Raw genomic sequence first — 11197 nt, 5'->3', positions numbered from 1 at the left:
CCGAAACAACTTGTCAGATCAAACGCGTCCACGCGCGGCGTTGGACGCTGGTTGCAACCGGAGGAGGATCTTGTGACGACGTGGGCTCAAGTTTATGACCCGTTCAATAACCCATGGCTATCGACCGCGGCAGCGGCGCTGCCTGTCGTGGTGCTGTTGGGCGCCATAGCGATATTCGAGATCCGGGCGCACTGGGCGGCTCTGATTGGGCTCGCGACCGCCATCGCGGTCGCCGTTCTTGGCTTCGGCATGCCGGCGTCGATGGCGGGCATGGCGGCGGCCTATGGCGCCGGGTTCGGCCTGCTGCCAATCGGCTGGATCGTCATCAACATCATCTTCCTCTACCAGCTGTTGAACGAGAAGGGCGAATTCGCGGTCCTGCAGCAATCGATCTCCTCGATCAGCGACGATCGGCGGCTGCAGCTCCTGTTCATCGCATTTTCGCTCGGCGCCTTCTTCGAGGGAGCGGCCGGCTTCGGCACCCCGGTTGCCGTCACGGCCGCGATGCTGATGGGCCTTGGTTTCTCTCCGCTCGCGGCATCGGGTCTTTCCCTGATCGCAAACACGGCGCCGGTCGCCTTCGGCGCGCTCGGATCACCGGTGATTGCGCTCAGCGCCGTGACCGGCCTCGATCTGCTCGAGCTCAGCGGCATGATCGGCCGGCAGCTGCCGCTGTTCTCCTTCATCGTCCCGTTCTGGCTGATCTGGGCCTTCGTCGGCTTCAAGCGCATGCTGGAAGTGTGGCCGGCGATCCTGGTCGCGGGCGGATCGTTTGCGGTGCCGCAGTATCTGGTCTCGAACTATCACGGCCCTTGGCTCGTCGACGTGGTGTCGGCGATGGTGTCGATGGCCTGTCTTGCCGCGTTCCTGCGGGTCTGGCGGCCGAAGAATCCGATGAAGGAGATGCCGGCGCGCTATGGCGTGCCGACGGAGCTGTCGGCGGCAGCTGCAAATGTCAACAAGGGCGCAGTCATCAAGGCGTGGATTCCCTGGGTGATCTTCTCGGTCCTGGTATTCGCCTGGGGAACCCCTCAGGTCAAAGCCTGGCTCGACAGCATCTGGGTGCTCAAGCTGCCAGTGGCCGGGCTGCATAATCTCGTGCAGAAAATGCCGCCCGTCGTCGCGAAGCCGGCGGTCGAGGGCGCGGTCTACGTCTTCAACCTGCTGTCGGCCGCGGGCACCGGCATCCTGCTGTCGGCGATTATTTCCGGATTTCTGGTCGGCTACAGCCCGGCCGGCCTGCTGCGGATGTATGGGCGCACGCTGTACTTGACCCGGTATTCGCTCGCGACGATCGCCTGCATGCTGGCGCTCGGCTTCGTCACCCGCTATTCGGGGACGGATGCGACCTTGGGGTTGGCGTTTGCCAAGACCGGCGCGCTCTATCCGTTCTTCGGTGCCTTGATCGGCTGGCTCGGCGTTGCCTTGACTGGCTCCGACACCTCTTCGAACGTGCTGTTTGGCGGATTGCAGCGCGTCAGCGCCGAGCAGATTGGTGTCAGCGCGGTGCTGATGGCAGCCGCAAACAGCTCGGGCGGCGTGATGGGCAAGATGATCGACGCGCAAAGCATCGTGGTGGCCTCGACTGCGACCAAATGGTACGGCCACGAGGGCACGATCCTGCGCTTCGTGTTCTTCCACAGCCTGGCGCTGGCCGCGCTCGTCGGCCTGTTGGTGTTCGGCCAGGCCTATGTCTGGCCCTTGACCACCCTGGTGCGTTGAACGGGGCGGGGGCTGGCGGCTCGCCGGCCAGCCCCCGCATCGAGGATGGCGGGCTGGACTGCCATGAGTGAGATGGATGCGACTTCATCAGTGCTGCAATTTTGACGATTTCCGGGAGCTTGCACGACGCAGGCTGCCCGGGCCGATCTTTGACTACATCGACGGCGGCGCCGACGACGAGACGACCTTGCGGCGCAATGCCGCGAGCTTTGATGACTGCGACCTCGTGCCCAACATCCTGCGGGGTGTCCGCGACATCGACCTGTCGGTGACGGTCATGGGCCAAAAGCTCGCCATCCCGTTCTATTGTTCGCCGACCGCGCTGCAACGGCTGTTTCACTACGATGGCGAGCGCGCGGTCGCCGCGGCGGCGGCAAAGTACGGGACGATGTTCGGCGTATCGTCGCTCGGCACGGTCAGTCTGGAGGAACTGCGCAGCGCCCATGATACGCCGCAAGTGTTCCAGTTGTACTTCCACCGCGATCGCGGCCTCAACCGTGCCATGATGGCGCGAGCCAAGCATGCCGGCGTTCAGGTGATGATGCTGACGGTGGACAGCATCACCGGCGGCAATCGCGAACGCGACCTGCGCACCGGCTTTACCATTCCGTTCCGGCTGACGCTTGCCGGCATGCTGCAGTTCGCGATCAAGCCGGCCTGGGCAGTCCAGTACGCGACCCACGAACGCTTTCGGCTGCCGCAGCTCGACAAGCATGTTGACATGGGGCGCGGCACCATGTCGGTCGGCCGCTATTTTACCGAGATGCTCGATCCAGCCATGGATTGGGACGACGTCACCGAGATGGTCAAGACCTGGAATGGTCCGTTCTGCCTGAAAGGCGTGATGTCGCGCGAAGACGCAATCAAGGCCGCCGATATCGGTTGCGCGGGGATCATCCTCTCCAATCATGGCGGGCGGCAGCTCGACGGCTCGCGCAGCGCGTTCGACCAGCTCGCGGAGATCGTCGACGCTGTCGGCGATCGGATCGATGTCATCATGGACGGCGGCATTCAGCGCGGCACCCACATTCTCAAGGCGCTGTCGCTCGGCGCCAAGGCGGTCGGGGTTGGCCGCTACTATCTCTATCCGCTCGCGGCAGCCGGACAGGCCGGCGTCGAACGGGCGCTCGGATTGCTAAAGGCCGAGCTCGAGCGCGACATGCGGCTGTTGGGCTGCACGCGCATCGATCAGTTGTCGCGCGGCAATCTGCGTTTTCGCCATCCGTCATCGCCATTGCAGCAAGCGGACGTGCCAGGGTGACGCGCGGCGGCGGCGCACAGTCCTAAGGGGAGCCCAGCCATGCGTGGCCTGACCATGTTCGCCGTCGTCCCGGCAGTGATAGCGGCCATGCCGAGCGCGGTGAGATCGGCGCCGATCGACGTGACGTTTTCCTGCAGATCGTCGCCGCAACCGGCCGTCTATCGCTGCCACGCGCGGGTAACCGACAGCGCGACCGGCTTTCCGCTCTGCATTCACGGCGCGACCGTCGAACTAGCGCCGTCGTCGGGGCCGGCGCCGCAGGAGGCGGTGAGGACCGAGCTCAGCACCGACAGTGCTGGAGAGATCCGCGAGATCGAAATCAAGCTGCCGAACCCCGGATCTTGGCAGCTGCTGGTCCGGACCAGTGGGGCGACGATCGTCAAGCAGGTTGAGTTTCGGCCGGACGGGCCGGCGGCGCGATAGCTCCGTACGTGTTGGGAAGCCGGTACAGTACGGCGAATCCTGGCGTTGTGTATCTTGCAAGGTTCGCCGAGCCGCGTAGTCGAACATCCAGGCGGATCTTGCGCCTGCAACGCGTCGGCTGGCGCCGCCGCGGGCGGCTTGCCCCGCGCATCGGGCGCGCCGAGGCCGTGACGACCCTGAAAGGACAGCATGCGTATTCTGGTCGTGGGGGCGGGAGCGGTCGGAGGCTATTTTGGCGGCCGGCTGATTGAGGCCGGGCGCGACGTCAGCTTTCTGGTCCGTCCGCGCCGTGCGGCGGAGTTGGCGGCGTACGGGCTGGTGATCAAAAGTCCGCATGGCGATGTCCACGTCCGGCAGCCGCAGACGGTTTGCGAGCACGAGATCATCGCGCCGTTCGATTTGGTGCTGTTGAGCTGCAAAGCCTATGACCTCGACGAGGCCGTCGGCGCCTTTGCCCCGGCGGTCGGCCCGCACACGACGATTGTTCCGCTGCTGAACGGAATGCGGCACCTCGACACCCTCGATCGCGCCTTCGGTGGACAGCGCACGCTGGGGGGTCTTTGCACCATCGTCGTCGGTCTCAACCCGCGGCGGGAGATCGTGCAGCAGCACCCGCTGCAGTCCCTGGTTCTTGGTGCGCGCGTAGGACAGGAAAGCGAACAGGCCCGTTCCGTGCTGGATGTGATGACGGGCTGTGGCTTCGATGCCGCGGTCAGCAGTGATATCGTGCAGGACATGTGGGAGAAATGGGTCTTCCTCGGAACCTTGGCGGCATCGTGTTGCCTGATGCGGGCGCCGATGGGCGACATCGTCGCGGTGCTGGACGGCCGGGAGTTCGCTGTCGCCGTCTCCGAGGAATGCAGGGCGATCGCGGTCGCCGCCGGGCATCCACCGAGAGCGGAGTTCGTCGCGCGGCGGATGTCGCTGTTGACGGAGGAGGGATCCTCGTTTGCTGCGTCGATGTTGCGGGACGTCGAGGCCGGTCATCGCGTCGAAGCCGACCACGTCATCGGTGATCTGATCGCGCGGGGCTATGCGCTTAGCGTAGCGACGCCGCTGCTCCGGATCGCCTACACGCATCTGAAGGTCTACGAACATCGAACGGCACATCGCGGCGATGGCGGAAAATGACCAGCCGCGGACAGCTCAATGCGTTGCGAAGGCGCCGACCGACGGCGCCAGCCGTGCGAGTGATTTCGAGTGACGATGGAGAAGGAAGATGGGACATTTCACGACGTTGAATTTTTCTGTTGGCGAGGCGGTCGAACTGGTGCGGGACACCGCCAATCGGGTGGCGCGCACCGAGATAGCTCCTCGGGCGGCGAGCATCGATCGGGAGAATCTGTTTCCCAAGGACCTCTGGCGCAAGTTCGGTGAGGTCGGTCTGCTCGGGCTGACGGTTGCCGAGGAGTACGGCGGCACCCGGCTCGGATATTTCGCGCACATGGTCGCCATGGAGGAGATTTCGCGGGCATCGGCCGCGGTCGGGCTGTCCTACGGCGCGCATTCCAACCTGTGCATCAATCAGATTCATCGCAACGGCACCGCGGAGCAGAAGCAGAAATACCTGCCGAAGCTCGTGTCCGGAGAGCATGTCGGGGCGCTCGCGATGAGCGAGGCGAACGCCGGATCCGACGTGGTCAGCATGAAGCTCCGCGCCGTGAAGAAGGGGGATCGGTACGTTCTCGACGGCTCCAAGATGTGGATCACCAATGGCGGTGACGCGGACACGCTCGTGGTCTACGCTAAGACGGATGTCGATGCCGGTCCGGCGGGGATTACGGCCTTCATCATCGAACGGGGCTTTGCGGGGCTGAGTTTCGGTGAGAAGCTCGACAAGCTCGGAATGCGGGGTTCCAACACCTATCCGGTGTTCTTCGAGGCGTGCGAGGTTCCGGCGGAGAACGTCCTCGGTAGCGTCAACGCCGGCGTCAGGGTGTTGATGAGCGGCCTCGACTATGAGCGGGCCATTCTCTCCGCGGGGCCGCTCGGCATCATGGCGGCCTGCATGGATGCCGTGATACCCTACATGCATGAGCGCAAGCAGTTCGGTCAGGCGATCGGCGAGTTTCAGCTGATGCAGGGTAAGATCGCCGACATGTATACGACCTGGCAAGCCTGTCGCGCCTATTGCTACGCGCTGGGCCAGGCCTGCGACCGCGGCGATCATTCGCGTACCCTGCGAAAGGACGCCGCCGGGGTCATTCTCTATGCCGCTGAGAAGGCGACGTGGATGGCCGGCGAAGCGATTCAGGCGCTTGGCGGAAACGGCTATGTCAATGAATTTCCCGTGGGACGGCTATGGCGCGATGCGAAGCTCTACGAAATCGGCGCCGGCACCAGCGAAATTCGTCGTATGTTGATTGGTCGTGAACTTTTTGCCGAGACAGCCTGAGCTGTCGAATCCGTGTTTTTGGCGAGGGCAATGCGCTCGTCCTCGGTCGTGGTAGTGCGGGAAGCAACCGACCGGCTTACAAGGATGGCTCTACGAGGGTAATGCCGGCGTGAAGTCAAGGGAGTAGAGCCGCGACCTAAGACATTTGCCCTATGGTTCATACGCCGGTGTATCGGGTTAGAGCCCGTAGGTGTCGAATGACGCCGGAAAAATCGGTAGCGCCGTGACCTGCCTTTTCAAACTCGTCATATATGTTTTCGGTATGCCAACCGAGAGGTGTGAAGACGCCGGCTCGGCGTGCGGCATCCTGGGACAGATGCAGATCATTGAGCATCGCGCTGGTGGCAAGGCCCGGCCTATAGTCATTGTTGGCTGGCGAACTCGGCACAAGTCCAGGCACCGGGCAATAGTGTGACCAGCACTGGCGGGATAAAATGTACACAACGTCGAAGAGTGCCCGGTGTGAGAGGCCAAGTTTTTCGCCGAGGGAAAACGCCTCGCTAACGGCGATCATTGATGTACCAAGGAGCATGCTGTTGCATATCTTGGCCGCCTGACCGGCCCCGGGTTCCCCGCAATGGACAACAGTCGTCCCCATGGCGCTCAGGATTGGCCTCGCGGACCGAAAGGCATTCTGGTCGCCGCCGCAAAAGAAGGTCAGGTCGCCTTCCTGAGCGCTCAAATGGCAACCAAACGCGGGCGCGTCTATCGCTCGCAGACCGTAATGAGCAGCTACCTTATGAGCTCGCTTGGCGCTATCGACGGAGATTGTCGAGCAATCGATGAGCAGGGCGTTCTCTTCCAGAACCGGCAAGACTTCGTTCCACGCTCTTTGGACCTCAGCGCACGTCGGCAACAGCGTGATAACGGCATCTGCCCCGCCGCCCGCCGCTGCTGCGTTATCTCCGACGTCGGCGCCGATGGCTCGGGCCTGATCGCGAGCGGATTCGGAAGGGTCAAAAGCGACGACTTTATAGCTGGCCCGAAGTAGGTTCGATATCATCGACAGGGCGGAGGTACCGAGACCTATGAACGCGACGGTCGTCATCTCCCTCTTAATCTCCTTCGATATTGCCGTTCTTGGGGTACCATCGTCGGATCAACGAATGCAGCTGGTACCCCCCACTCTGAGTGGTGTGCCGTTCGGAGCTAGGATACGCCGTCGCTTTCAAATCCATTCGAATGCAGTTACCGAGCCTCAACGCGCCGAAAATAGCGGCCCGGCGCTGTCGACCGGGCCGCTAGTGGGTCCATAGTGGAGGGCGTCGGGAGTGTGAAGCTGCCCCCACTAAACATGAACGACTAAGGACCGGTAGCAGCCTCATCAAGAGCAGATTCTTGCGCTTCCGGTGTGCAAGAATTCGTATCGTCATCGGCTATGATGCCTCCGAAGCGCGGACAAATCCGTCGATCCGTCGTCATACACTTCTCAAAAAATCAAACACTTAGCCGTCGATCATGTTCGCTCTGCGGGGGCTCGAGCAGCGGCAGAAGTCTTCGTAGTGCGTGGAGTTCACCCCCGATTGTATGGCGATCAGTGCCAAGCACATTAGGAGCTATTTCATCAATTGATTTCAAGCTTTTTGGGTTTTGCGCTTGATGCAACGCTCGCGTCTCAAGGTGGTTCATGATGTTCGGTCTGCGAATCTCTACCAAGCTTCTGATTATGGCTGGCTTGTCGATCCTTGGCATCGCCACGGTTGCCGTCGTTAGTCTTTCAACTCTCAGAGATGCGCTCCTCGAAGATCGGAAGAGCAAACTCCATGACGTTGTCCTTCTTGCCAGGCAAGCGATAGAGGCCGACTATCAAGTGTCCAAAAAAGATGGCTTGCCGGACCAGGAAGCGCTCGAGCGCGGGAGAGCGCTGTTGCGTACGCTGCGCTTTGGTCAGGATGATTATTTTTACGCCCTCAGTTCTGAAGGTGTCGTACTGGCGCATCCCAACCGGAATGTTGAAGGTAAAGATTTGTACAACGCGCCAGACTCGAATGGCGTCTTCTACGCGCGGGACCAAGTCCTGTCTGCCTCGAAGGGAGGTGGTTTTGTTGCGTATCGCTTTCCGCGAGCGAGCGGGACCGAGCCGCAGCCGAAGATTTCTTATGCCGTTGTCTTCAAGCCCTACAACTGGACAATTGGCGGCGGTATCTATCTCGATGATGTCGATGCAATCTTCCAGCGGCAACTATGGTGGATTGGAGCAATCGTTCTGGTGACGTTAAGTCTCATACTCTCGATGTCGCTGGTGCTCGGGCGCAGTATCGTTGTTCCAATCCGAGGAATGACAGCTGCAATGCGCGGAATTGCTGCCGGTGACACCGCTACGGTTGTTCCAGCACAAGAACGTCGCGATGAGGTCGGTGCGATGGCACAGTCTGTCCAGGTTTTTAAGGAGAGCATGATTGAAGCGTCGCGCCTGCGCAGCGAGCAAGATGAGCTGAAAAGCCGCACAGAAGCCGAGAAGCACGAATTTCTCGATAGGATGGCCGGCGATTTCGAGCAGAGCGTTCGCGGTTCACTCGATGTTCTAAGCGGCGCAGCGACCGAACTGCGCGAGACATCGGGCAGCATGTCGTCCACTGCTGATGCAGCGACTAAGCAAGCGACGACAGTTGCGGCGGTTGCCGAACAAGCATCAAGCAATGTGGCAATGGTGGCTGCAGCTACTGAAGAATTGGCCTCATCGGTGGCCGAGATTGGACGTCAGGTCGCGGAGTCGGCTCGCGTGGCTGGTCGGGCGGTCGAAGAAGCACATCGGACCAATGCAACGGTCGAGGGCCTTTCGGCCGCAGCTCAGAAGATCGGCAACGTTATTAGCCTAATCAGCGATATCGCAGGGCAAACAAATCTTCTGGCGCTCAACGCGACGATCGAGGCCGCCCGCGCCGGAGAGGCAGGTCGGGGGTTTGCCGTCGTCGCCAGCGAAGTCAAATTGCTGGCAAGTCAGACAGCCCGCGCGACGGAGGATATTTCGGCTCAGGTCATTGCGATGCAGGGGGCTACATCCGAAGCCGTCCAGGCCATCGAACGAATTGGAGGGACGATCGGTACGATCAACGAGATAGCGACCCTCATTGCGGCGGCCGTAGAACAGCAGGGCTCGGCGACCAAGGAAATTGCGCGGAATATTCAGCAGGCTGCGCATGGTACCGGTACTGTTTCAGGCAACATCATCGGCGTGACGCAAGCTGCAAGCCTAACCGGAGCGGCCGCTGAGCGCGTCTTGGTATCGGCGGAAGAGCTCAATCAGCAGGCGGACGGACTAAGGACCAAGGTTGACCATTTTCTCTCGAGTATCCGAGCTGCGTGATTGACGCGAAGCGTTTGCGGATGCGAACCGCTCTTTGTACCTCGTCGCAGCCCGATAGACTGGCGGAGACCTACCCGCTTACCACGAGGGACTGGCTGCCGCCCGTTGCGATCAGCTCGCCTTTGGGGCTCCAAATGCGGCCGCCGCCGTGAATCAGTCCACCACCAGCATGATCGGCGTGGGCGTCGATCAGCACCCAGTCGTAGTCGAGGGCTGGCTGGTGAAGCCAAGCCGCGAAATCAAGGCTCGGCGCCGTATAGCTCGGAGACTGCGGCAGGCTGCGTTCGAAGGTCGGCCATTGCATGCAGTCGAGCAGGACCAGCGATCGCGTGGCCTCAACAAATGGATCGCCACCCGCGTCGAAATCGATAAGCCGCTGCCAGACACATTGGCGCGGTCCATGGGGATTGCGCGCATGTGGCGGATAGACGTCCACGGGGCGGCTTTCGATGTGTGCCCAAAACGGATACGTCACGTAAGGCGTCGGGACATACTCTTTGAAGGGCTTCAGGACGTCCGGCCTTGGCACATCGGGCATTCTGGGATGCGTTTGTTGCGGCCCCACACTGCGATCTGTGGTCCAGATCTGAGCCTGGAGGCACAGCCGATCGCTTTGCCGCATTTGAACGTTCAGGCACCAAGCGCTGCGTCCTTGACGGACGGGCGTTACGACCAGTTCGACTTCCTCGAAGCGCGGCGAGGACAGAAACTGGCAGGAATAGGTGACCGGTCGGTGTCCCGCGGGCGCGACCAGGCCGGCTGCCCGCATGGCGATCGCCGCAAGATAGCCCCCGTTTGGTCCCCAGAGACCCCATTCCTCAGTCAGCGCAATGGAAAGCCGGTCGCCATTACGCGTGACGGCCGTATCTTCAGCAAGCGAACCCAATGTGTCCCCCCTAGCGGCTCACTTGCCGCGAAACCAGTAAGCCATTGTTAAAGCTGCGCTCCGCGACTTCGAGCGTCCGATCCCATACGAGAGGCTTCCCTTCCAAGCGCATCCTTCCAAGAACGTTCTCTTCCAAGCGCCTCTCTTCCGAGAGTTGTCGGCTGCCCACAAAGCACTCCATGTCGTGCGATCGCCGTGGTCATAGATCCCTCCATCCGTGGCATGGATCCGCACCACCAAATATGTGAATTTTTCCAAAATAGAGGTGCAGATATCGGCTCTCGATTCCGCCACCGCGGTCGCCCATTAATCGCAGCTCACCGAGACTGCTCTCGACGGAAGTCGCGCGCGTCACATAGCGTCATGTTCGCCCAGAGCGGGCTCGCACTCAAACCGCGAGGAAGCAACCAACTGATGAGCTCGAGCACCAGCCTGCGCCCGAAAGCCGTAGCCTCCAAGCCATGGACCGTCCATGACGATGCCGCGCTGAAGCGCGCCTTGTTTGCCGGGCGCGACTTGGCCGTGATCGCGGCTGATCTCGGACGAACCATCGCGGCGGTACGATCCCGGGCTCATGCGCTCGGCTTACTGGCTCGCAGAATTGGCAGCAGGCGAACCTGACCAAGGCGGATCGTGAAGGCGTGGCAGAGCAACACCGGGCGATGACGTCGGGCGCCACATGCCATCGTTGCGGAGCATCGCGAAACGCCGCACGCGCCTGCTTGATCGGCGACCAATTCAGTTCACATAGGTAAGTGCACCGCGCTCCTTCATCTCACGCGCTGCACTGGGGAAGGCGGCCAACGCTTTGAAGGCTTGCGGCCGTTTGCCGGTCTCGTCCAGATCGGTGCAGCAATGAAGCAACTGCTCCGCGCGCGCCGTCAGCGTTAACAGGAAGGGAAGGGGCCGCGCTTTCTCGACCGTGGCCTGCACCTCGTTCGATCGTGCGGGTGAATTCATAGATCGGATGGTCCCGCTTGCCGGACGAAACCTCAATCGAGCCGCCGACCGCGCGGGGGCAGACAGGAACGAACTCAGACGCAAAAAACTGTACTGCTCTCTGATCCGGTACACTCGCTACGCTCCACAAATACACGCCCATCTGCTCTCATGCGGCGATGTTATTTTTGAAGTAGGCAGATAGTTCGGATACAACGGTGCGGGTTCTTTCCATCAACCTGCCGCCTGGTTAGAGAATCCGGG

9 protein-coding genes are annotated in these 11197 nt (G+C 61.5%); 6 read left to right on the top strand and 3 right to left on the bottom strand.

The window, feature by feature from the left end; all coding sequences use genetic code 11:
- Nucleotides 1-72 precede the first annotated feature (72 nt).
- From ACVMIH_RS12055 to ACVMIH_RS12035, 5 genes are all read left to right on the top strand, one after another.
- Complete coding sequence (locus ACVMIH_RS12055) at nt 73-1722, top strand: L-lactate permease (RefSeq protein WP_456861931.1); 1650 nt, start codon at nt 73-75, stop codon at nt 1720-1722.
- 76 nt (nt 1723-1798) lie between these two features.
- Nucleotides 1799-2983: an alpha-hydroxy acid oxidase gene (locus ACVMIH_RS12050; RefSeq protein WP_456861929.1), complete on the top strand. Its 1185-nt coding sequence runs from the start codon at nt 1799-1801 to the stop codon at nt 2981-2983.
- A 39-nt stretch (nt 2984-3022) separates the two neighbouring features.
- Nucleotides 3023-3406: a hypothetical protein gene (locus tag ACVMIH_RS12045; protein WP_456827661.1), complete on the top strand. Its 384-nt coding sequence runs from the start codon at nt 3023-3025 to the stop codon at nt 3404-3406.
- Nucleotides 3407-3595: 189 nt separating this feature from the next.
- Nucleotides 3596-4537 (top strand): 2-dehydropantoate 2-reductase, encoded by a 942-nt coding sequence (panE, locus tag ACVMIH_RS12040; protein WP_456861927.1) that lies wholly within the window; start codon nt 3596-3598, stop codon nt 4535-4537.
- 88 nt (nt 4538-4625) lie between these two features.
- Entirely contained in the window at nt 4626-5801 is a 1176-nt protein-coding gene (locus tag ACVMIH_RS12035; protein WP_456861925.1) for an isovaleryl-CoA dehydrogenase, read from the top strand.
- 157 nt (nt 5802-5958) lie between these two features.
- Here ACVMIH_RS12035 and mmsB read toward each other — a convergent pair whose 3' ends face one another.
- Nucleotides 5959-6849: a 3-hydroxyisobutyrate dehydrogenase gene (gene mmsB / locus ACVMIH_RS12030; RefSeq protein ID WP_456861924.1), complete on the bottom strand. Its 891-nt coding sequence runs from the start codon at nt 6847-6849 to the stop codon at nt 5959-5961.
- A gap of 579 nt (nt 6850-7428) precedes the next feature.
- Here mmsB and ACVMIH_RS12025 point away from each other — a divergent pair.
- A complete protein-coding gene (locus ACVMIH_RS12025) occupies nt 7429-9108 on the top strand; it encodes a methyl-accepting chemotaxis protein (protein ID WP_456861922.1) in 1680 nt (559 codons plus the stop codon).
- A 70-nt stretch (nt 9109-9178) separates the two neighbouring features.
- On the opposite strand, the gene ACVMIH_RS12020 is transcribed toward ACVMIH_RS12025, so the two are convergent.
- Both ACVMIH_RS12020 and ACVMIH_RS12015 read right to left on the bottom strand, forming a co-directional pair.
- Nucleotides 9179-9994 (bottom strand): acyl-CoA thioesterase, encoded by an 816-nt coding sequence (locus ACVMIH_RS12020; RefSeq protein WP_456861920.1) that lies wholly within the window; start codon nt 9992-9994, stop codon nt 9179-9181.
- 738 nt (nt 9995-10732) lie between these two features.
- The gene (locus tag ACVMIH_RS12015; protein WP_456861918.1) at nt 10733-10954 is read right to left on the bottom strand and encodes a hypothetical protein; all 222 of its coding nucleotides are present in this window, start codon (nt 10952-10954) and stop codon (nt 10733-10735) included.
- Between the last annotated feature and the right edge of the window lie 243 nt (nt 10955-11197).

Source organism: Bradyrhizobium sp. USDA 4503 (genome assembly GCF_054055815.1).
This window is presented reverse-complemented; position numbering and strand designations above follow the sequence as displayed.

What these genes read in the sequence shown, in the direction of transcription:
- ACVMIH_RS12050 (WP_456861929.1), top strand. Translation starts at nt 1,799, where the DNA reads ATGCGACTTCATCAGTGCTGCAATTTTGACGATTTCCGGGAGCTTGCA.
- ACVMIH_RS12045 (WP_456827661.1), top strand. Translation starts at nt 3,023, where the DNA reads ATGCGTGGCCTGACCATGTTCGCCGTCGTCCCGGCAGTGATAGCGGCC.
- panE (WP_456861927.1), top strand. Translation starts at nt 3,596, where the DNA reads ATGCGTATTCTGGTCGTGGGGGCGGGAGCGGTCGGAGGCTATTTTGGC.
- ACVMIH_RS12035 (WP_456861925.1), top strand. Translation starts at nt 4,626, where the DNA reads ATGGGACATTTCACGACGTTGAATTTTTCTGTTGGCGAGGCGGTCGAA.
- mmsB (WP_456861924.1), bottom strand. Translation starts at nt 6,849, where the DNA reads ATGACGACCGTCGCGTTCATAGGTCTCGGTACCTCCGCCCTGTCGATG.
- ACVMIH_RS12025 (WP_456861922.1), top strand. Translation starts at nt 7,429, where the DNA reads ATGATGTTCGGTCTGCGAATCTCTACCAAGCTTCTGATTATGGCTGGC.
- ACVMIH_RS12015 (WP_456861918.1), bottom strand. Translation starts at nt 10,954, where the DNA reads ATGAATTCACCCGCACGATCGAACGAGGTGCAGGCCACGGTCGAGAAA.